This is a genomic window from Marivita lacus (assembly GCF_014637725.1).
Taxonomy (GTDB): Bacteria; Pseudomonadota; Alphaproteobacteria; order Rhodobacterales; family Rhodobacteraceae; genus Marivita; species Marivita lacus.
On sequence record NZ_BMFC01000009.1, the window covers coordinates 75,043 to 95,686 of the forward strand.

Below are 20,644 nucleotides of genomic sequence, written 5' to 3' on the forward strand. Positions count from 1 at the left end.
TGCTCTGGCCCCTTGCTTGACGGCACTTGGGGTCATGGGTAAGGCACCAGCAGCAGATTTGCCAGATGGAGTTTTGCCATGACTGCGGCACCGACCGAGGGGCTCCAAACCTCTCCCGCGTTCACGCCCCGTGTTTTCTCGGGGATTCAGCCCTCGGGGGGGCTGACATTGGGCAACTATCTCGGTGCGATCAAGCGCTTCGTCGAAAAGCAGGACGAGGACTATGAAACGATCTACTGCATCGTCGATCTGCACGCGATCACCGCGACCCTGTTCGAACCCGACGTGCTGCGCCGCCAGACCCGCGAATTGACGGCGGGCTACATCGCCTCGGGCCTCGACCCGGCGAAATCCATCCTCTTCAACCAGAGCCAGGTCGCCGAACACACGCAATTGGCGTGGATTTTCAACTGCATCACCCGCATGGGCTGGATGCAACGCATGACCCAGTGGAAGGACAAGGCGGGCAAGAACCAGCAGAACGCGTCGCTGGGTCTCTTTGCCTATCCCGCGCTGATGGCGGCGGATATCCTTGTCTACCATGCGACCCATGTGCCGGTGGGCGAGGACCAGAAACAGCATCTCGAGCTGACCCGCGACATCGCGATCAAGTTCAACCATGACTATGGCGTCGAGTTTTTCCCGGTCACCGAGCCGGTGATCGAAGGCGCGGGCACGCGGGTGATGTCACTGCGGGACGGATCCAAGAAGATGTCGAAATCCGACGCGTCCGATGCCAGCCGGATCAACCTGACGGATGATGCGGACACGATCGCGCAGAAAATCCGCAAGGCCAAGACCGATCCCGACGCGCTGCCATCCGAAGTTGAAGGCCTTGAGAATCGCCCCGAGGCCCGCAACCTCGTCAACATCTACGCCGCCCTGTCCGACCAGACTGTCGACGCTGTGCTGCGCGATGTCGGCGGCAAGCCGTTCTCGGAATTCAAGCCGATGCTGTCGGATCTGGCGGTGGACAGGCTGGCGCCGATCTCGACCGAGATGGCGCGGCTGATGCAGCAACCCGACGAGATCGACGCGATCCTCGCAAAAGGCTCCGAACGGGCTCGCGCCATCGCCGCGCCGATCCTCAAGCAGACCTACGAGATCATCGGAATGGTGTCGTAACGGCGCACTCGCGCACGCATCCTGCGCGTTCCGAGGTCTTTTCCGCACAAACGCGCAGGATTATCTTGGTCAAAACGGTCGAAAGGACAGACCATGACCAAGGCACATCCCGGCATGACCATCGGACATGTCCACCTCAAGGTTTCCGACCTTTACCGCTCAATCGCCTTTTACCGCGATGTGATGGGGCTGGACGTGACCCAGAAATACGGCGACCAGGCCGCGTTCCTGTCTGCCGGTGGCTACCATCACCATATCGGCCTGAACACATGGTTCAGCAAGGATGGCCCGCCCGCCCCTCAGCGCAGCGCAGGGCTGTTTCACGTCGCCTTTCTTTATCCCGACCGCGCCGCCTTGGCGCAAGCGTTCAAGTCCGTGCTGGACGCCGCTGTCGAGATCGAAGGTGCAGCGGATCATGGCGTGAGCGAGGCGATCTATTTCAGCGACCCGGATGGCAACGGGATCGAGATCTACCGCGACCGTCCCGAGGCAGAATGGCCACGCGATGCGCAGGGTCGGCTGGACATGGTAAACGCGCCATTGGACCTCGACGCGCTTTTGCGCGAGTTGACCTGACGCCGCAACGTCCCCTTCGCTCCGACACGCTCTGGACCTTCCCCAAACGCGCCCCTAACCTGCGCCGCAAAAAGGAGGTCGCCATGGCAACCGGAACAAACATCCATACATATTTCAACGGCACCTGGCACAAGGGCGATGTGCCGGTGATCAATGCCGCCGATCATGGCGCATGGCTGGGCAGCGGCGTGTTCGACGGCGCGCGCTACGTGAACGGCGTGGCGCCTGATCTGCTCGCCCATTGCCAGCGCGTGAACCGCTCCGCCGAAGCTCTCATGGTGACGCCCACCGTCAGCGCCGAAGACATGGTCCAGATCGTCTGGGACGGTCTGCAGGCCTATCCCAAGGACAGCGCGGTCTACATCCGCCCGATGTACTGGGCCATCGACGGCGACCTGACAGCCATCGTGCCCCTGGCCGACAAGACCGGGTTTGCGATCTGTCTTGAGGAGATCCCGATGGCCCCGCAGACCGCCAGCGTGTCGCTGGGCAAGACACAGTTCCGCCGTCCCGTTCTGGAGAGCGCAGTGGTGAATGCCAAGGCTGGGTGCCTCTATCCGAACAATGCCCGCATGCTGCGCGAGGTGCGCGCGCGCGGGTTCCAGAATGCGCTTGTGACCGATGCGATGGGCAATGTCGCGGAAAGCGCCACCGCCAACGTCTTCATGGTCAAGGATGGCGAGGTGTTCACCCCGATCCCAAACGGCACTTTCCTTGCCGGGATCACCCGATCGCGGCACATGACCAACCTGCGCGCCGATGGCACACCCGTGCACGAGACCGTGCTCAGCTTTGCCGATTTCGAAGCGGCGGACGAGGTGTTCCTTTCGGGCAACATGAACAAGGTCACACCCGTTGTGGGCTTCGAGGACGTTTCGTACCAGGTTGGCCCAATCACCCGCCGAGTCCGCGAGATGTATTGGGATTGGGCGCAGTCCAGCCAATGAACCAGAGCGCTGACACGGAACCGAGTTCTATTGCGCGGGGTCGTTTCCTGCGTCATGATCCCCGGCGGGAGAACATAAATGCGTAAATTCCTTGTGGTGCTGGATGACAGCCGCGAATGTCTGAACGCCATGCGCTTTGCGGCCATGCGCGCGGCCAAAACCGGCGGCGGGGTAGAGGTGCTGTCGGTCATCCCGGCCGACGAATTCAACCACTGGATCGGCGTCGGAGAGGTCATGCGCGAAGAAGCGCGGGAGCGCATTCACGCGCATTTCGAGGTGTTCGCCAAGTGGATGCGCGACAAGCAGGGCGTCGACCCCGAACTGGTGATCCGCGAAGGCGAGGCCGTGACCGAGATCATCGCGCAGCTGCAGGACGATCCCGAGATCGGCGTGCTCGTGCTGGGTGCGAACACCGGCAAGAAAGGCCCCGGCCCCTTGGTCACGGCGCTGACCAAGAATGCAGGCAGCCTGCCGATCCCGATCACCATCGTACCTGGCGAATTGTCCAAGGAACGGCTCGAAGCGATCACGTGACAGGGTCAACACAGGGATCACCTGTTTTAGAACGGTTCTAAACCTTGACGCATCGCGTTCGGCACCGCATATATGACGAATGCATCAGGAGGTGCCGCCATGTTTATCCAGACTGAATCAACGCCCAACCCCGCTACCCTCAAGTTTCTGCCCGGCCAGACCGTGCTGGACATGGGCACGGCTGATTTCCCGACAGCGGATGGTGCGTCCGTTTCGCCATTGGCAACGCGGCTCTTCGCGGTCTCGGGCGTCAAGGGCGTGTTCTTTGGCCATGACTTCGTCACCGTAACCAAGGAAGACGACACCGATTGGGACCACCTGAAGCCCGCGCTGCTGGGCGCGATCATGGAGCATTTCCAGTCCGGTGATCCGGTCATGGCGGGCGATGCCAAGGCCCCGTCGGGCCATGCCGAACATTCCGGCGAAGATGGCGAGATCGTGGGCCAGATCAAGGAACTGCTCGACAGCCGCGTGCGTCCTGCGGTGGCTCAGGATGGCGGCGACATCACCTTCCACGGGTTTGATCGCGGCGTGGTCTATCTGCACATGCAGGGCGCCTGCGCAGGCTGCCCGTCCTCGACCCTGACGCTCAAGATGGGGATCGAGAACCTGCTGCGCCATTACATTCCCGAAGTGACCGAGGTGCGCCCGGTTGCCGTCTGACACGACACTTCTGGCCTTCGACACATCGGCTGCGCATTGCGCAGCCGCTTTGTTTTGCGGCACCCGTGTTGTGGCCACCCATGTCGACGACATGGCGCGCGGACAGGCTGAACACCTGATGCCGATGCTCGAGGCCTTTCTGGCGGAACACGGCAAGACGTGGTCGGACCTGACGCGACTTGCCGTCGGCGTTGGCCCCGGTAACTTCACGGGCATTCGCATCTCTGTCTCTGCAGCACGCGGTCTGGCTCTGGGACTGGATGTTCCGGCAATCGGCGTCTCGACACTGGACGCGCTGCAGCATCTGCACCCAGACGCAACCACCGCCGTGACCGCGCCGCGCGACATGATCTATGCCCAAAGCCCCGGCAGCCTGCCCGCGCTCATCGCGGCCAAAGATGCGCCCCAAGCGGTCTATGCCGACGATCCGCACGCGCTGATCGGCGCGATGGCCGAGGTGGCGGCAGATGCAGACGCCGACACCGCAGCACGGCCCAAACCGCTCTATATCAAACCCGCCGATGCGGCCCCGGCACGGGACACCGCGCCGGTGATGCTGCCGTGACACCCGACGCCTTTGCGACGATCATGGACCGGGCCTATGTCCAGATGCGGCCATGGTCGGCACAGGACATCGCCGATACGCTCGCCAGTCCGCATGTGCATTTCCTGACCCGCGAGAGCGGTGGACTGATCGCGCAGGTGGTCGCTGGTGAGTGCGAGATACTGGCCATCGCCACCGACCCGGACGCGCAACGCAAGGGGGTCGCTTCCGCGCTCCTTGCAGAGATTGTCAGCCTTGCCGGGGCCACCGGATGTTCCCAAATCCTGCTCGAAGTGGCCGGCCGGAACCACGCGGCCCGGTCGTTCTACGACGCGAGGGGATTCGCCCGGATCGGCACACGTCCCGCCTATTACACCTTGCGCGACGGCACAAAGGATGATGCCCTGCTGCTTTCGCTTGCCATTGGGCATGTTGAAGCCGATCCTGCGCCAACGTCACATGGCGCAAGCACAAAAAGCGGTTGACCCTCTGGCGTCCCTAACCGTTAATTGCATCCGATCAACCGATCTTTTCCAGCGACGCAATCAAGTCGTCGCAGTCCAACACCTGGGAGCTGCAAATGACCCTTATGACCAAACTTTACGGTGCCGCCGCTGCGTTGGCGCTCACCGCTGGCGCGGCGGTTGCCGAACCGGCCCTGATCTTCGATCTGGGCGGCAAGTTCGACAAATCCTTCAACGAGGCCGCGTTCAACGGTGCGGTCCGTTGGGCCGAGGAAACCGGCGAGACGTTCCGAGAGATCGAGCTTCAGTCCGAAGCCCAGCGCGAGCAGGCGCTGCGCCGCTTTGCCGAGAACGGCAACAACCCGATCGTGATGACCGGCTTTGCCTTCGGCAACGTGCTGTCCGAAGTGGCCCCCGATTACCCGGACACCAAGTTCGCGATCATCGACATGGTGGTCGATCAGCCCAACGTGCGCTCGGTCGTGTTCAACGAACATGAAGGCAGCTATCTCGTGGGCATGATGGCGGCGATGGCGTCCGAATCCGGGACTGTCGGCTTCATCGGCGGCATGGACATTCCGCTGATCCGCAAGTTCGCCTGCGGCTATGCGCAGGGCGTCAAGGCGGTGAACCCGGACGCGACGGTTGTGGCCAACATGACAGGCACGACACCTGCCGCCTGGAACGACCCGGTCAAAGGCTCCGAACTGACAAAGGCGCAGATCAGCCAGGGCGCTGACGTGGTCTATGCGGCCGCAGGCGGCACCGGCGTTGGTGTTCTGCAGACGGCGGCGGACGAAGGCATCCTGTCCATCGGCGTCGACAGCAACCAGAACTACCTGCACCCCGGTCAGGTTCTGACCTCGATGATGAAACGCGTGGACAACGCGGTCTATGACGCGATGATGGCGGGCACCGATCTGGAGACCGGCATCAACGTCATGGGAATCTCGAACGGTGGCGTGGGCTATGCGCTTGATGAGAACAATGCAGAGCTGGTCAGCGCCGAGATGCAGGCCGCAGTTGATGAAGCGTCGGCCAAGATCGCGAGCGGTGAACTTCAGGTGCATGATTACATGTCCGACGACAGCTGCCCGGCGCTCAGCTTCTGATCCGTAAAAGACCCGCTTAGAGTTACGGAGCGGCCGGTCACGGCCGCTCCGCCATGTATCGGGCACCAGACCCGAAGACTGATGCAGGGATAGTTCATGAATACCGCTGTAGCCGCCCCCGAAACGGACCCGCTTCTTGCGCCTGTTCCGCCTGCGATCCAGCTCAAGGGCATTTCCAAGGCGTTCGGCCCGGTTCAGGCCAACAAGAACATCTCGATCAGCGTCAAACCCGGCACCATTCACGGCATCATCGGCGAGAACGGCGCGGGCAAATCGACCCTCATGTCGATCCTATACGGCTTTTACAAAGCCGACAGCGGCCAGATTTTCGTCAACGGCCAGGAAACCCAGATCCCCGACAGCCAGGCCGCGATCAAGGCGGGCATCGGCATGGTCTTCCAGCATTTCAAGCTGGTGCAGAATTTCACCGTCCTCGAAAACGTGATCCTCGGGGCCGAGGATGGCCCGTTGCTCCGTCCGTCGCTGAACAAGGCGCGCGGCGTGTTGAAGCAATTGGCGCAGGAATACGAATTGAACGTCGATCCCGACGCGGTGATCGAAAACCTGAGCGTCGGCCACCAGCAGCGTGTCGAGATCCTCAAGGCGCTGTACCGGCAGGCGGATATCCTGATCCTAGACGAACCCACCGGCGTGCTGACGCCCGCCGAGGCGGACCACCTGTTCCGCATCCTCGACAACCTGCGCAAGGAGGGCAAGACGATCATCCTGATCACCCACAAGCTGCGCGAGATCATGAATGTGACCGACACCGTGTCGGTGATGCGACGTGGCGAGATGACGGCGACGGTCCAGACCTCGGAAACCAGCCCCGAACGGCTGGCCGAGATGATGGTGGGGCGCAAGGTTCTGTTGCGGGTCGACAAGACCCCGGCCAAACCCGCGCAACCGGTGCTCGAAGTGGAAAATCTGCGCCTGACCGACGACAAGGGTGTCGAACGGCTCAAGGGCATATCGCTCGAGGTGCGGGCTGGCGAAATACTCGGCATTGCCGGGGTGGCGGGCAATGGCCAGTCCGAACTGCTCGAAGTGCTGGGCGGCTATGCGGAGGCCACCGGAACGGTCCGGGTCAACGGCCAGCCGCTCCCGCTCAGCGGCGCAGGCTCGGACGGCCAGTCGCGCCGGGCGCGCGGCATCGGCCATGTGCCCGAGGACAGGCACCGCGCAGGGCTGATCATGTCCTTCAGCGCATGGGAAAACACCATCTTCGGCTATCATCGCGATCCGAAAATCCAGACCGGTCCCTTGATGAACAATGCCGGGATCAAGGCCGAGGCCGCCGCCAAGATGGAGCGGTTCGACGTGCGCCCGCCAAACCCCAATCTTTCGGCGCGCAACTTTTCTGGCGGCAACCAGCAAAAGATCGTTCTGGCCCGCGAGATCGAACGCAACCCCGATATCCTGCTGATCGGCCAGCCGACCCGCGGCGTCGATATCGGCGCGATCGAATTCATCCACCAGCAGATCATCCGCCTGCGTGACGAGGGCAAGGCGATCCTGCTGGTCTCCGTTGAGCTCGACGAGATCTTTTCCCTGTCCGACCGCATCGCGGTGATGTTCGACGGCCAGATCATGGGTGAACGCCTGCCGGACGAGACCAGCGAACAGGAGCTTGGGTTGCTGATGGCCGGGATCACCGACACGGCACATGCCCACATGCCAGCCGCGCCCATGGCGATGACCGAAGAAGAGTTACAAAAGGCTGCTGAGGCTGAGGCTGAGGCTGAGGCTGAGGCTGAGGCTGAAACGGCACCCGCTGACGAAACACCCGTCAACGAGGAAACGGACGCGGCGGCCAAAAAGCCAGAGAGTGCCGAGAGCGCGGACGTGGTTGAGCTTCCCGTACCAGAGGCCAAACCGTTCGACGTTCCCGACAAATCCGAAACCAAGACCGAGATCGCAACCGAAAAGGCCCCCGAGGCCCCACAGCCCGCGCCTCCGGCACCCGTCGCGCCCTCGATCGAAGTGTCCACCGCTCCGGTCAGCGTCGAAGCACCGCCAAAGGTAACTGAGTCGATCAGCCTTGGCAGCCTCAGCGCGACGATCACCCAATCCGCACCGCAACGGCCCAAGACACCAGAGCCCAAGCCGGTTGCAAAGCCGGAAACCAAGCAAGACTCCGAGGAGAGCGACAAAGATGGATAAGATGCCCGGCTGGGCCGACGCGGTCCTTGTCCCGCTGATTTCGCTCATCCTCGCGGCGATCCTGTCGGCGCTGGTGATCATCGGCATCGGCGAAGATCCGATTGCAGCGTTCAACCTCATGGTCGAAGGCGCGCTGATGCGGTCGTCGGGATGGGGCTATACGCTTTATTACGCGACCAACTTCATCTTCACCGGCCTTGCCGTGGCCATCGCCTTTCACGCCCGCCTGTTCAACATCGGCGGCGAAGGTCAGGCGATGATCGGCGGCCTGGGCGTGGCGCTGGCCTGTCTCTACATCCCTTGGCCGAACTGGTACGTGGCGCTTGTCGGGGCGACAGTGTCGGCGGCGCTGTTCGGCGCGCTCTGGGCGCTGATCCCGGCCTATCTGCAAGCCAAGCGTGGCAGCCATATCGTGATCACCACGATCATGTTCAACTTCATCGCGGCGGCTGTTCTGAACTACGTTCTGGTCAACCTGCTGCGCCCGCAAGGCGCGATGGACCCGGCAACGGCGCGCTTTCCCGAACCCACGCATCTGCCGACCTTTCAGGAGATGTTCTCGACGGCTGCGGAACCGATGTTCCGGGGCGCCCCTGCCAATGTCACCTTCTTCCTCGCGCTCTTCATGTGCCTTGCTGTCTGGGTTCTGATCTGGCGCACCAAACTGGGCTACGAGATCCGCGCGTTTGGCGAAAGCGAATCCGCCGCCAGATATGCAGGGATCAGCCCGGTCAAGATCACGGTGGTCGCCATGCTGATCTCGGGTGGTCTGGCGGGGATGATGGCGCTCAACACCACGATGGGCGAAGCGGAACGGCTGGTGATGAACGCCACCGAAGGCGCTGGCTTCATCGGGATCGCCGTTGCGCTGATGGGCCGCTCACACCCTCTGGGCGTGCTGCTGGCAGCCCTGCTCTTTGGCTTTCTGTACCAGGGCGGTGCGGAACTGGCGCTCTGGACGAATATCCCGCGTGAACTGATCGTGGTGATCCAGGCGCTTGTGATCCTCTTCACCGGCGCGCTCGACAACATGGTGCGGATGCCGCTCGAAAAGCTCTTCCTCGCAACCCGGAGGAAAGCCTGATGGATCTCGCAACCCTTCTGCAGGTGCTCGACAGCACCGTGCGGCTGGCCACACCGTTGTTGCTCGCCTGTCTGGCAGGCCTCTTTTCCGAACGCGCTGGCATTTTCGACATCGGCCTCGAGGGCAAGATGCTCGCCGCTGCATTCTTTTCCGCTGCGATCGCGTCGATCACCCGGGATGTGTGGATCGGTCTGGGCGCGGGTATCGCGGCATCGCTGGCGCTGTCCCTTCTGCACGGGTTGGCCTCGATCACCTTCCGAGGCAACCAGCTCATTTCCGGCGTCGCCATCAACTTCCTCGCTGCCGGTCTGACAGTGCTGATCGCGCAGGACTGGTTCAGCCAGGGTGGACGCACGCCTTCGCTGATCGGCGCGGGGCGGTTCGAACCCATCGTCCTGCCGGGGGCAGAGGCATTGGCGGGCGTACCGCTCTTGGGTCCGATCTATGCAGAGCTGATTTCGGGCCACTCCATCCTCGTCTATGTCGCCTTCGCGATGGTGCCTCTCACGTGGTGGCTGCTCTACCGCACGCGCTTCGGGTTGCGCCTGCGTGCCGTGGGCGAAGCACCCGAAGCGGTTGATACGGCAGGGATCTCGGTGGTCGGACTTCGCTTCGTGGCCGTGGGCATCTGCGGTGTCCTCTGCGGCCTTGCCGGGGCGTACCTTGCCACCGCTCTGCAGGCTGGCTTCGTCAAGGACATGACCGCCGGTCGCGGCTTCATCGCACTGGCGGCGCTGATCTTTGCCAAGTGGCGGCCCTGGTACGCACTTTACGCCTGCCTGCTGTTCGGTCTGCTGCAGGCCGTGGCCCTGCGGTATCAGAACATCGACCTTGGTGTCTTCGTGGTGCCGGTGCAGTTCATGGACGCCCTGCCCTACATCCTGACGGTGGTGATCCTTGCCGGTTTCGTCGGCAAGGCGATTCCCCCCCGCGCAGGTGGAGAGCCCTACGTCAAGGAACGCTGACGATCAGGTTAAGCGGGAGTTTCCGTGAACGGAAACATGGTGATGCGTCAACGCATCACCACCCTTGGCCTAGGTCCAGTTGACCCCGATCCGTAAGTCCTTTTTGCACCTGCGGCACCGGACCGCTTGAAACGGGGCAAAGGTTGGGTCTATGCACAAACATGCAAATCTACCTGCCCATCGCCGAAGTATCGGTCAATGCCTACCTCTTGCTGGGCCTTGGCGGGATGGTGGGCGTGCTTTCGGGCATGTTCGGTGTCGGTGGCGGCTTCCTGATGACGCCGCTTCTGTTCTTCATCGGCATCCCCCCGGCAGTTGCAGTGGCGACCGAAGCGAACCAGATTGTCGCCTCGTCCTTTTCCGGTGTTCTCGCGCATCTCAGGCGAAAAACCGTCGATCTCAGGATGGGGACGGTTCTGCTCATCGGAGGTTTGATCGGTGCCGCCTTGGGCGTTGCGGTCTTCAACTATCTCAAGAGCATGGGTCAGGTCGATCTGCTGGTCAAACTCTGCTACGTCGTGTTCCTTGGCGTCATCGGCGCCCTGATGTTCATCGAAAGCCTGAACGCGATCCGCAAGACCCGGTCTGGCGCGAAGCCCAAGCGCAGAAAGCACAACTGGATTCACGGCCTGCCCTTCAAGATGCGGTTCCGGACCTCGGGGCTTTATATCTCCGTCATCCCGCCGGTGATCGTCGGGGTTCTGGTCGGTATCCTTGCCGCGATCATGGGCGTCGGTGGCGGGTTCATCATGGTCCCCGCGATGATCTACCTGCTGGGCATGCCCACCAAGGTCGTTGTCGGCACCTCCCTGTTTCAGATCATCTTCGTGACCGGCTTCACGACCCTGCTGCACGCGACGACGAACTACACCGTGGACATGGTGCTGGCCGTGCTGCTTCTGATCGGCGGTGTCATCGGCGCGCAGATCGGCACGGTGATCGGAGCCAGACTCAAGGCCGAGCAGCTGCGCATCCTGCTGGCCATCATGGTCCTTGCCGTCTGCGGCAAGCTGGCGCTCGACCTGCTGATCCAGCCCGCCGAGCTGTTCTCGGTCGGCACGGCAGGAGGTCATTGATGCGCGGGCTGCTTCTGATCCTCATGCTTCTTGCCACGCCGTTGCGGGCCGAGGAGGTGGTGCTTGGCCTTAGCCAGGACCAGGTATCGATCTCGACCAATTTCGACGGGTCCGAGATCATCATTTATGGCGGAATCAAACGCGAAACGCCCATTCCGCAAGACGAACCTTTGCAGGTCATCGTCACCATCGCAGGCCCGCAGGAACCGATCACCGTCTGGCGCAAGGACCGCGTTCTCGGCATCTGGGTCAACACAGATGCGCTGGAGGTGTCCGCAGCCCCAAGCTTTTACGCCATTGCCACATCCGCCCCTTGGGACGAGGTCATCAACGAGTCCGAAGACCTGAGGCACACAATTTCCATTCCACGGGCGATCCGGTCCATCGGCGCGTGGTCACAGGTTGCCAAGCCACAGGACTTCATCGACGGTCTCGTACGCATCCGCAAGAAAAACGGGCTTTACGTGCTGGACGAGGGCGCGGTCAACCTGCGCGAATCCACCCTGTTCAATGCCGCGATCCACATGCCCGCGAACCTGACCGAGGGCGAATACGCAACGCGCGTTTTTCTGACCCGAGGTGGCAGGGTGGTGTCGATATACGAGACCAGCATCGACGTGCGAAAGGTTGGTATCGAGCGCTGGCTGTTCAACCTGTCGCGCGAGCAACCACTGGTCTATGGACTGCTGTCGCTGGCCATCGCGATCTTTGCGGGTTGGGGCGCCTCTGCCGCGTTCCGACTGATCCGGTCCGGCTGATGCCGCGCACACCACCCGGAACCCGCGCCGACTACCGCGCCTTCCGCATCCTGCCCACCCGCTGGCAGGACAATGACGAATACGGCCATCTGAACAACGCGACCTATTACGCGCTGTTCGACACTGCGGTCAGCCTTTGGCAGATGGAGCAGGGAATCGAGATCCGCGGCGCTGACGCCATCCGGTTCCTCGTCGTCGAAAGCGGCTGCCGCTATCACGCGGAACTGGGCTTTCCCGACATCCTGACCGCAGGCATCCGCATTGCCCATATCGGGTCGTCCTCATTCCGCTACGAGATCGCGCTGTTCGCAGGCGGCAGCGATATCGCCGGGGCCGAAGGGTTCTTCACGCAGGTCCATGTCGACCAGCAAACCCGCCCGACCCCCTTGGAAGAGCCGATCCGCAGGATTCTTGAACAACTGACCTGACCCCGGCTTATTTGGGCAACACATACCTCCGCCGGACGCACATCAACAAACATGCGTGTGCGCAGCACACACAATCGGATCACACCTATCCCTTCTCGTGAAAGAACGCGTAGATCCGTTCGGCCAGCGCCTCGCTGACGCCGTCCACCGCTTTCAAATCGGCAAGGTTCGCCCGGCTCACCGCCTTGGCAGAGCCGAAATGCGCCAGAAGCGCCCGCTTGCGTGCACCGCCCACCCCAGCGATTTCATCGAGCGGGTTGGCCATCTGCGATTTCGCCCGTTTGGCCCTGTGGGTGCCGATGGCAAAGCGGTGCGCCTCGTCGCGCAGGCGCTGCACGAAGTAGAGAACCGGGTCGTTGTGGCGCAGCGCGAACGGCCGTGTGCCGGTCCGGTGAAACTCTTCCTTGCCGGCATCGCGGTCCACACCCTTGGCGACACCGACCATCGGAACATCCTCAACCCCGTGTTCCTTCATGATCTCGCGCACGGCTGACACCTGCCCGGCACCGCCATCAATCAGCAGCAGATCGGGCCAAAGCCCCTTGTCGCGGTCGGGGTCTTCCTTGAGCAAGCGCTTGAAGCGGCGGGTCAGCACCTCTTTCATCATGCCGAAATCGTCGCCGGGGGTCAGTTCCTCCCCCCTGATGTTGAACTTGCGGTACTGGCTCTTGAGAAATCCATCCGGCCCCGCAACGATCATCGCACCCACCGCATTGGTCCCCTGAATGTGGCTGTTGTCATAGACCTCGATCCGCTGGGGCGGTGCATCCAGATCGAACGCCTCGGCCAGACCGCTCAGCAGCTTTGTCTGCGTCGCGGTTTCCGCCATCCGACGCCCCAGGGATTCACGCGCATTGCGCAGCGCGCCGTCCAACAGTTCCGACTTTTCCCCGCGAAGTGGCACAGCGATCTCGACCTTGCGGCCCAGCTTGTCCGACAGCGCCTCGGTCATCAGGTCTTCGTTTTCGATCGCGTGCGACAGCAGGATCAGGCGCGGCGGTTCCTTGGTGTCGTAGAACTGGCCCAGGAAGGCTTCCAGCACCTCGGCCTCTTCGACATCGGGGCCGACACGCGGATAGAAATCACGGTTGCCCCAGTTCTGGTTCGCGCGGATGAAGAACACCTGCACGCAGGCCTGTCCCTTTTCCAGATGCAGCGCGACCACATCCGCCTCGGTCACGCCGCGCGGGTTGATCCCCTGCGCCGTCTGCACCTGCGTCAAGGCGCGAATCCGGTCGCGCAAGGCGGCGGCCCGTTCGAACTCCATCTCTTCGGAGGCCTGTGCCATTTCCTTGGCCAGCGTTTCCTGAATGTTGGTCGATTTGCCCGAAAGAAACCGTTCGGCATCGCGCACGCTCTCGGCATACTCCTTTTCCGATATCTTGCCGACGCAAGGCGCGGAGCAGCGTTTGATCTGGTGCAGCAGGCACGGGCGTGTCCGGCTGTCGAACATCGCATCGGTGCAATTGCGCAGCAGGAAGACCCGTTGCAGCTGGTTGAGCGTCCGGTTCACCGCGCCCGCGCTGGCAAAGGGACCGTAGTAGGCGCCCTTGTCCTTTTTCGCGCCGCGATGCTTGTGGATCATCGGGTAGGCGTGGTTGGTGACATGGATGTTCGGAAAGGATTTGTCGTCCCGCAGCAGCACGTTGTAGCGCGGCTTGAGCTGCTTGATGAGGTTCTGTTCGAGCAGCAGCGCTTCGGTTTCGGTGCGCGTCGTCAGGAACATCATCGACGCGGTTTCCGAGATCATCCGCGCGATGCGGCCGGAATGCTGCGGCGAAGGCCGCGCATAGTTCGACACCCGCGCCTTGAGGTTGCGCGCCTTGCCGACATACAGCACCCGCGCCTGCGCATCGAGCATCCGGTAGACACCGGGGCTCGAGTCGAGCGTCCTGAGATAGCCCTGGATACAGGCGTGGCCTGTCAGAGTTTCGGTGTTGGTTTGCTCGACCATGTCAGTCTGTTTTGAAACCTTCGCTGCGTCTTCGATTCTGGGCAATCCGCTGCCTGATCGAACCTGCTTATGCAAGCTTTAAGGCATCCACTGTTTCTGTGGATAAGTCTGCGGAAAAAATATAGACAGCCAGTATTTTCCTTTGTGTTTCGGTAGCTTCGCTGATTTGCCTAAATTTTAATCACGACAATAACTGGCTGATTTTATTTGGTTATTTTTACACCCAAAGACAAGTCATTGATATCTTTAGCACTTTGTTAACAGTTTTGTAACGCTCGCGTGAACGGTGCAAAACTCGTTGCGGCTCGCGTTATTCGACACCGATGACATCGGGTGTCTGCCACCCAAGATGCTGCCCGCCATCCACGCAAAGAAGCTGCCCGGTGACCCCCGGAGCATCCAGAAAGTAGCCCAGCGCCCCGGTGATATCGCCCGTGTTGGCACCCCGTTCGAGGATGGTGGCCGAACGCTGCTTGGCGAAATGCGATTCGCTCTGGCGACCGCCGCGCAGGGTGGGTCCGGGGCCGATGGCATTCACCCGACACTTGGGGGCAAGCGCCTGCGCCGCCGTCTGCGTGAAGGCCCAGAGCCCCATCTTGGCGATCGTGTAGGTCATGAACTCGGGAGTCAGCTTGCGCACGCGCTGGTCGATCATGTTGATGACCAGCCCGGACGCGACAGGCTCCTCCATGTCGTCTATTGTCGGCTCGGGCAGTTGCGCCGCGAAATGCTGGGTCAGAACGAAAGGCGCGCGCAGGTTGCTTTCCAGATGCCGGTCCCAGCTTTCGCGGGTGGCGGTGGCGATGTTGTCATACTCGAAGATCGACGCGTTGTTGATCAGCACGGTCAGCGGTCCGCCGATCCCGGCAACCGCCGCGTCAACCAGACCTTGCGTCGCGTCCTCGTTCAACAGATCCGCCTGCACGGTGCAGGCGGCCCGGCCCTTGGCGCGGATCAAGTCGGCAACCTCTTCGGCGGCCTCTGCGGAACTGGCGTAATGGACCGCCACGTCAAAGCCACGGTCCGCCAGGTAAAGCGCCATCGCGCGTCCCAGCCGTTTGCCCGCGCCTGTGATCAATGCCCTGCTCATCGGAATGCCTCGCGCCTATAGGATGACAAGCGCAATGTAGCCCAGATACAGCGCCGACAAGACCACACCCCAGATGCGGGTCAGGTCGCGGCCCATGAAAACCAACGGGAAAATCAGCAGGGATGCACCCAGCATCACCCATAGGTCGAAGCGCAGGAATTCGGGATCGACCGGGATCGGCGCAATCAGGGATGCAATGCCGATGATGGCCAGCAGGTTGAACATGTTCGACCCGATGACATTGCCCAGCGCCACATCCGCCTGACGCCGCAACGCCGCCATCACGGTGGTTGCGAGCTCCGGCAGCGAGGTGCCCAGCGCCACGAGCGTCAGACCGATGACCGTGTCGCTCACGCCGAACATGGTTGCCAGTTCGACAGAGCTGTCGACAAGCATGTCCGCACCGATCGGCAGACCGATCAGGCCAAGTGCGAGGTAGAGCACGATCTTCCACCACGGCATGTCGGGATCTGCGCCTTCGGGCTCTTCCTCCTCCGGGGCGGCTTGCCCGGCGCGACGATGCACCAGCACATCCCGAAAGGAGTCGCCGAGGATCAGGACAAGTGCCGCCAAAAGGATGATCCCCGCCAGAGGATCGAAAATGCCCCGGAACGCCAGCGCGATGAACAGCACCGAGGCTCCCACCATGATGACATAGCTTTTGCGCGTGTCGCATTCGCTGGTGTGCATGACAGCCAGCAGCGCCGGGATACCCAGAACAAGCAGGATGTTGGCGGTGTTCGATCCAACCACGTTGCCAAGTGCGATACCCGGCACATTGTCCAGCGCAGCGTTGACCGAGATCAGCAATTCCGGCGCCGATGTACCGAAGGCCACGATGGTCAGGCTGACGATCAGGGCCGGGATGCCCACACGCAGCGACAGGTTCACCGCGCCCTTGACCAGCGCATCCCCTGCCAGCAGCAGGATCACCAGACCGATGGCGACGCCCCCCCAGATCATCAACATGTCACTTACCCTTTCCGCTACAGGGACATGGACCTTTACCGATCCGGTAGCGGCCACAATTCTTGCACTTTGCACTGGCCAGGCGCTTCGCACCGGGGATGCGGAGCTTGCCGAACATGGCGAGCACGGCAATGAACACGAGGAAGAGAATTACGATCTTGCTGATCACATCAAAGGCCGTACCGCGCGAACTCGGCGCGCTCTTCGATGGCGCTGAGCGCATCGCTGGTGAGTGTCGCACCGAAATGGCTGAGGAAGGGGCGTCGCTGTTCGTAGCGGCGGAATTTAACCTTGTCGCCAAAGCGATCCTTCATCGCCGGAACCAGGTGGCCGACGTGATCGGCCAGACCGACATCAACCGCGCCCTGACCGACCCAGATCTCGCCGGTGAAGAGGTCGGGGTTGTCAGCCAGCTTGGCGCCCCGGCTGGTCTTGATCTGGTTTATGAAGGTGTCGTGCAACTGACCGAGCAGCTTGTTCAGGCGCGCCACGTCCTCTTCGTTTTCGGGGCGGAACGGGTCCAGCATCGATTTGGATTTGCCAGCGGTGTAGACGCGCCGTTCGATGCCCTGCCGCTGCAGGAAAACATGCGCGCCAAACCCTGCAGAGATGACGCCGATGGATCCGAGGATCGACGCCGGGTCGGTGTAGATTTCGTCGGCGGCGCTGGCGATCCAGTAGCCACCCGACGCAGCAACGTCCTCGACAAAGGCATAGACCGGAACTTCGGTCTCGTCGGACAGGCGGCGGATGCGCGCGCCGATCAGCGAGCTTTGAACCGGAGAGCCACCGGGAGAATTGATCTCGAGCGCCACGGCAGAGGGTTTGCCCTTGCGAAACGCCTTTTCCAGAAGGGGCCTCAGGCTTGCGTCGCTCAGGGTGCCACGTGACCCTGCCGCGATCGTGCCTTGCATCCGGACCACTGCGACCGTGGGGTCGGATTTCATGAATGGGATAAAGCGCTTCATGTCGGATGATGTAGAATGTGGGTGCTAGGCATACAAGGCATGGGGTGAAATATGGCCGACCTGAGGATCCCGAAACGCGTCGGCTATCGGAACGCAGACTGACCCAGTGTTTCGCGCGCGAAACATTAAGGCCGGACCGGACCCATTTACCATTTTTTAACAGATCGATGCCGGGCTGGTGCGGTGTCAGCTGCCACGGCGGTGGATGCGTCAACGCATCCAGAGGTTTCGGTCAACCGAAACGGCGCCGGGTGGCAGCGGTCAGTAAAAACTCTGCGGGTCGATGTCGATGGCCATGCGCAACTCGCCTTTGAGCCTGAAGGGCGCGACCCATTCCGCCAGCGCGGATTGCAGCGCGGTGCCCTTGGGGGCTTTGACCAGCAGGCGCACCCTATGCCGCCCTCTGACGCGGGCGATGGGGGCCGGAGCCGGGCCGAACACCTGCGCGCCGACACGCCGCAGCGGTCCGTCATTGCGGGCCAGCGCATTGCCGAGGTCGAACACCTCCTGCACATCCGTGGAAGACAGGATGATCCCGGCAAGGCGGCCATAGGGGGGCACACCGGCGGCGCGGCGTTCCCCGGCCTCGGCGGCCCAGAAATCCTGTTCGTCGCCGGACAGGATCGCGCGGATCACCGGATGTTCAGGCTGGTAGGTCTGCATCAGTGCCTGACCGGGTTTGTCGGCACGCCCGGCCCGGCCCGACACCTGCCGCATCAGCTGGAACGTGCGTTCCGCCGCGCGCAGGTCCGACCCTTGCAGGCCCAGATCAGCGTCGATCACGCCCACTAGTGTCAGCAGCGGAAAGTTGTGCCCCTTGGCGACCAGCTGCGTGCCGATGATCAGGTCCGCGCCCCCGCTGGCAATCGTTTCGATCTCGGCCTTGATCGCGCGGGCGGAGCCGAACATGTCCGACGACAGCACGGCAAGACGGGCATCGGGGAACAGGCTTTGTGCCTCTTCGGCCAGACGTTCGACACCGGGACCTACGGCGGCCAGCTTGTCTTCGGCCGCGCAATGCGGGCAGACGTTCGGCAAGGGTTTCGTCTCGCCGCACTGGTGGCAGACAAGGCGCTTCAGGAACCGATGTTCGACCATGCGTGCATCGCAATGGTCACAGCCGATCTGGTGCCCGCAGGCGCGGCAGATGGTGACGGGCGCATAGCCGCGCCGGTTGATGAACAGAAGCGCCTGTTCCTTGTTGTCGAGCCTTTTCTGCACGGCGCGTTGCAGGGTGGGGGAGATCCAGCTTGATCCGGCAAGCTGTTCGGTCCGCATGTCGATGGCGCGCATGTCGGGCATGACGGCAGCACCAAAGCGCGAGGTCAGTTCGATCTTGGCATATTTCCCCGCATCGGCATTGGCCCAGGATTCAAGGCTTGGCGTGGCGGAGGCAAGGATTACCTGTGCGCCGCAGATAGAGGCGCGTAGCACCGCCATGTCACGGGCGTTGTAGAGCACGCCGTCCTCTTGCTTGTAGGAGGTGTCGTGTTCTTCATCGACCACGATCAGACCCAGATCGCGGAACGGCAAGAACAGCGAGGAGCGCGCGCCCACGACCAGTTGCGCACCGCCCTGGGCGACCATCTTCCAGACGCGGCGACGTTCGGTGATGGTGACGCCGGAGTGCCATTCGGCGGGTTTCGCACCAAACCGCGCATCGACGCGGGTGAGGAATTCGGCGGTCAGCGCAATCTCGGGCAGGAGCACCAACGCCTGACGGCCTTGGCTCAGGCATTCGGCCACCGCTTCGAGATAGACCTCGGTCTTGCCCGACCCCGTGACGCCCTTGAGCAGGGTCGTGCCATAGGCTCGCGTGGCAACGGCGGCGCGCAGGGTGGCGGAGGCGGAGGTCTGGTCCTCGGTCAGCGCCTTGCCCGAATAGCTCGGGTCGAGCGTCGGAAACGGTGTGTCGCGCGGGCTGTCTTCCTCTCGGACCACGCCCTGTTTGGCGAGTCCCTTGACCACGGAGGTCGTCACACCCGCCGCCTCGGCCAGTTCCTTGAGCGTGAGCGACAGACCGCCCATGTCCCGGAGCACGTCGAGAACGCGGGTCCGGGCGTCGGTCATGCGGTCAGGTGTGGTGTCGCCAAGACGGTAGATCTTGCGCATCGACGGCGGATCGCCCAGCCCCGGCGCGCGGGTGGCCAGCCGCAGCATCGCGGGCATGGGTGTGAGCGTGTAATCCCCTGCACGGGTGAGGAAGGCCATCAGTTCCTCGCGCATCGGTGCAGCATCCAGAACGCGGATCACCGACCGCACCTTGGAGATGTCGTAATCGCCCTGCCCGGCCCCCCAGACCACACCCAGCACCTTGCGCGGCCCAAGCGGCACTTCCACGAAGGCCCCCAGATGGCACCCGCCTTCGGGCGCACGGTAATCCAGCACCCGGTCCAAGGGCTGGGTGGTCAGCACGCCGATCAGCATGCCCTCATCGAAATAGCTGGGTGTTAGCGCCATCGCTTCGGGGTTTCCGTCGTCATTGTCATGGGGTAAAGCCACCGGTAGCAAAGGCCAACCCATCACAGGAGTGACAGCCATGAAATTCTTTGTCGACACAGCCGATATCGACGCAATCGCGGAACTCAATGATCTGGGGATGGTCGATGGCGTGACCACCAACCCATCGCTGATCAAGAAATCCGGTCGTGACATCCTCGAAGTCACAAAGGAGATCTGTGACATGGTCGACGGGCCGGTCTCTGCCGAGGTTATCGCGCTCAAGGCCGAGGACATGATCGCCGAGGGCCGCAAGCTGGCCGAGATTGCCGAGAACATCGCCGTCAAGGTGCCGCTGACATGGGACGGTCTGAAGGCGTGCAAGGTGCTCAGCGACGAGGGCAAGATGGTCAACGTCACGCTGTGCTTTTCCGCCAATCAGGCGCTTCTGGCGGCCAAGGCCGGTGCGACGTTCATTTCCCCATTCATCGGCCGTCTGGACGACCTGAACATGGACGGGCTCGATCTGATCGCGGATATCCGCGAGATCTATGACAATTACGGGTTCGAGACGAACATCCTTGCCGCGTCGATCCGTACTGCCAACCACATGAGCGAATGCGCCAAGATCGGTGCAGATGTCGCGACCGCCCCGCCCGCCGTGATCAAGGCGATGGCGAACCACATCCTGACCGACAAGGGTCTGGACCAGTTCGTCAAGGACGCAGCAGAGGCAAAAATCAAGATTCTCTGAGGCTCGGTGACAGTCCGTTCTGCCACAGCTC

The 20,644-nt window shown here is 62.3% G+C and carries 19 protein-coding genes and 1 pseudogene; 15 read left to right on the forward strand and 5 right to left on the reverse strand.

The window, feature by feature from the left end; translation table 11 throughout:
- Positions 1 to 78 precede the first annotated feature (78 nt).
- The 14 genes and pseudogenes from trpS to IEV82_RS15855 all read left to right on the forward strand — a co-directional run bounded on the left by trpS (position 79) and on the right by IEV82_RS15855 (position 12,439).
- A complete protein-coding gene (trpS, locus tag IEV82_RS15790) occupies positions 79 to 1,125 on the forward strand; it encodes a tryptophan--tRNA ligase (RefSeq protein ID WP_188482999.1) in 1,047 nt (348 codons plus the stop codon).
- A 93-nt stretch (positions 1,126 to 1,218) separates the two neighbouring features.
- A complete protein-coding gene (locus IEV82_RS15795; RefSeq protein ID WP_188483000.1) occupies positions 1,219 to 1,701 on the forward strand; it encodes a VOC family protein in 483 nt (160 codons plus the stop codon).
- A gap of 83 nt (positions 1,702 to 1,784) precedes the next feature.
- Positions 1,785 to 2,648, forward strand: a complete 864-nt coding sequence (locus tag IEV82_RS15800) for a branched-chain amino acid aminotransferase (protein ID WP_188483001.1) — start codon at positions 1,785 to 1,787, stop codon at positions 2,646 to 2,648.
- A 78-nt stretch (positions 2,649 to 2,726) separates the two neighbouring features.
- The gene (locus tag IEV82_RS15805; RefSeq protein WP_188483002.1) at positions 2,727 to 3,182 is read left to right on the forward strand and encodes a universal stress protein; all 456 of its coding nucleotides are present in this window, start codon (positions 2,727 to 2,729) and stop codon (positions 3,180 to 3,182) included.
- Positions 3,183 to 3,281: 99 nt separating this feature from the next.
- Complete coding sequence (locus IEV82_RS15810; RefSeq protein WP_188483003.1) at positions 3,282 to 3,845, forward strand: NifU family protein; 564 nt, start codon at positions 3,282 to 3,284, stop codon at positions 3,843 to 3,845.
- On the forward strand, positions 3,835 to 4,410 hold the full coding sequence (gene tsaB, locus IEV82_RS15815; protein ID WP_188483004.1) for a tRNA (adenosine(37)-N6)-threonylcarbamoyltransferase complex dimerization subunit type 1 TsaB: 576 nt from the start codon (positions 3,835 to 3,837) through the stop codon (positions 4,408 to 4,410). Before IEV82_RS15810 ends, tsaB begins: the two co-directional genes overlap by 11 nt.
- Positions 4,407 to 4,874: a GNAT family N-acetyltransferase gene (locus IEV82_RS15820; RefSeq protein ID WP_188483005.1), complete on the forward strand. Its 468-nt coding sequence runs from the start codon at positions 4,407 to 4,409 to the stop codon at positions 4,872 to 4,874. Before tsaB ends, IEV82_RS15820 begins: the two co-directional genes overlap by 4 nt.
- A 95-nt stretch (positions 4,875 to 4,969) precedes the next feature.
- Entirely contained in the window at positions 4,970 to 5,965 is a 996-nt protein-coding gene (locus tag IEV82_RS15825; protein WP_188483006.1) for a BMP family lipoprotein, read from the forward strand.
- A 96-nt stretch (positions 5,966 to 6,061) separates the two neighbouring features.
- Positions 6,062 to 7,622, forward strand: a pseudogene (locus IEV82_RS15830) (ABC transporter ATP-binding protein); the annotation flags it as partial.
- A 498-nt stretch (positions 7,623 to 8,120) separates the two neighbouring features.
- A complete protein-coding gene (locus IEV82_RS15835; RefSeq protein WP_188483007.1) occupies positions 8,121 to 9,212 on the forward strand; it encodes an ABC transporter permease in 1,092 nt (363 codons plus the stop codon).
- Positions 9,212 to 10,177 (forward strand): ABC transporter permease, encoded by a 966-nt coding sequence (locus IEV82_RS15840; RefSeq protein WP_188483008.1) that lies wholly within the window; start codon positions 9,212 to 9,214, stop codon positions 10,175 to 10,177. The genes IEV82_RS15835 and IEV82_RS15840 overlap by 1 nt, the downstream gene beginning before the upstream one ends.
- Positions 10,178 to 10,338: 161 nt before the next feature.
- Positions 10,339 to 11,253, forward strand: coding sequence for a sulfite exporter TauE/SafE family protein (locus IEV82_RS15845; RefSeq protein ID WP_188483009.1), 915 nt, complete (start codon positions 10,339 to 10,341; stop codon positions 11,251 to 11,253).
- A complete protein-coding gene (locus tag IEV82_RS15850; RefSeq protein ID WP_188483010.1) occupies positions 11,253 to 12,011 on the forward strand; it encodes a TIGR02186 family protein in 759 nt (252 codons plus the stop codon). The genes IEV82_RS15845 and IEV82_RS15850 overlap by 1 nt, the downstream gene beginning before the upstream one ends.
- Positions 12,011 to 12,439, forward strand: a complete 429-nt coding sequence (locus IEV82_RS15855; protein WP_188483011.1) for an acyl-CoA thioesterase — start codon at positions 12,011 to 12,013, stop codon at positions 12,437 to 12,439. Before IEV82_RS15850 ends, IEV82_RS15855 begins: the two co-directional genes overlap by 1 nt.
- Positions 12,440 to 12,524: 85 nt before the next feature.
- On the opposite strand, the gene uvrC is transcribed toward IEV82_RS15855, so the two are convergent.
- The 5 genes from uvrC to IEV82_RS15880 all read right to left on the reverse strand — a co-directional run bounded on the left by uvrC (position 12,525) and on the right by IEV82_RS15880 (position 19,880).
- Positions 12,525 to 14,393, reverse strand: a complete 1,869-nt coding sequence (gene uvrC, locus IEV82_RS15860; protein ID WP_188483012.1) for an excinuclease ABC subunit UvrC — start codon at positions 14,391 to 14,393, stop codon at positions 12,525 to 12,527.
- 310 nt (positions 14,394 to 14,703) lie between these two features.
- Entirely contained in the window at positions 14,704 to 15,483 is a 780-nt protein-coding gene (locus IEV82_RS15865) for an SDR family oxidoreductase (RefSeq protein ID WP_188483013.1), read from the reverse strand.
- Positions 15,484 to 15,498: 15 nt separating this feature from the next.
- The gene (locus IEV82_RS15870; protein WP_373285238.1) at positions 15,499 to 16,452 is read right to left on the reverse strand and encodes a calcium/sodium antiporter; all 954 of its coding nucleotides are present in this window, start codon (positions 16,450 to 16,452) and stop codon (positions 15,499 to 15,501) included.
- A gap of 170 nt (positions 16,453 to 16,622) precedes the next feature.
- A complete protein-coding gene (locus tag IEV82_RS15875) occupies positions 16,623 to 17,420 on the reverse strand; it encodes a S49 family peptidase (RefSeq protein ID WP_188483014.1) in 798 nt (265 codons plus the stop codon).
- Between the two features lie 261 nt (positions 17,421 to 17,681).
- Positions 17,682 to 19,880 (reverse strand): primosomal protein N', encoded by a 2,199-nt coding sequence (locus IEV82_RS15880; protein ID WP_188483090.1) that lies wholly within the window; start codon positions 19,878 to 19,880, stop codon positions 17,682 to 17,684.
- Between the two features lie 79 nt (positions 19,881 to 19,959).
- Between IEV82_RS15880 and fsa the strand changes: the two genes are divergently transcribed.
- On the forward strand, positions 19,960 to 20,613 hold the full coding sequence (gene fsa, locus IEV82_RS15885) for a fructose-6-phosphate aldolase (RefSeq protein WP_188483015.1): 654 nt from the start codon (positions 19,960 to 19,962) through the stop codon (positions 20,611 to 20,613).
- Positions 20,614 to 20,644 lie beyond the last annotated feature (31 nt).

Coding starts and splice junctions, on each gene's coding strand:
- IEV82_RS15850 (WP_188483010.1), top strand. CDS start 11,253: ATGCGCGGGCTGCTTCTGATCCTCATGCTTCTTGCCACGCCGTTGCGG.
- IEV82_RS15795 (WP_188483000.1), top strand. CDS start 1,219: ATGACCAAGGCACATCCCGGCATGACCATCGGACATGTCCACCTCAAG.
- fsa (WP_188483015.1), top strand. CDS start 19,960: ATGAAATTCTTTGTCGACACAGCCGATATCGACGCAATCGCGGAACTC.
- IEV82_RS15825 (WP_188483006.1), top strand. CDS start 4,970: ATGACCCTTATGACCAAACTTTACGGTGCCGCCGCTGCGTTGGCGCTC.
- IEV82_RS15845 (WP_188483009.1), top strand. CDS start 10,339: ATGCAAATCTACCTGCCCATCGCCGAAGTATCGGTCAATGCCTACCTC.
- IEV82_RS15875 (WP_188483014.1), bottom strand. CDS start 17,420: ATGAAGCGCTTTATCCCATTCATGAAATCCGACCCCACGGTCGCAGTG.
- IEV82_RS15840 (WP_188483008.1), top strand. CDS start 9,212: ATGGATCTCGCAACCCTTCTGCAGGTGCTCGACAGCACCGTGCGGCTG.
- IEV82_RS15855 (WP_188483011.1), top strand. CDS start 12,011: ATGCCGCGCACACCACCCGGAACCCGCGCCGACTACCGCGCCTTCCGC.
- IEV82_RS15870 (WP_373285238.1), bottom strand. CDS start 16,452: ATGTTGATGATCTGGGGGGGCGTCGCCATCGGTCTGGTGATCCTGCTG.
- IEV82_RS15880 (WP_188483090.1), bottom strand. CDS start 19,880: ATGGCGCTAACACCCAGCTATTTCGATGAGGGCATGCTGATCGGCGTG.
- IEV82_RS15835 (WP_188483007.1), top strand. CDS start 8,121: ATGGATAAGATGCCCGGCTGGGCCGACGCGGTCCTTGTCCCGCTGATT.
- IEV82_RS15810 (WP_188483003.1), top strand. CDS start 3,282: ATGTTTATCCAGACTGAATCAACGCCCAACCCCGCTACCCTCAAGTTT.
- trpS (WP_188482999.1), top strand. CDS start 79: ATGACTGCGGCACCGACCGAGGGGCTCCAAACCTCTCCCGCGTTCACG.
- IEV82_RS15800 (WP_188483001.1), top strand. CDS start 1,785: ATGGCAACCGGAACAAACATCCATACATATTTCAACGGCACCTGGCAC.
- IEV82_RS15805 (WP_188483002.1), top strand. CDS start 2,727: ATGCGTAAATTCCTTGTGGTGCTGGATGACAGCCGCGAATGTCTGAAC.
- uvrC (WP_188483012.1), bottom strand. CDS start 14,393: ATGGTCGAGCAAACCAACACCGAAACTCTGACAGGCCACGCCTGTATC.
- IEV82_RS15865 (WP_188483013.1), bottom strand. CDS start 15,483: ATGAGCAGGGCATTGATCACAGGCGCGGGCAAACGGCTGGGACGCGCG.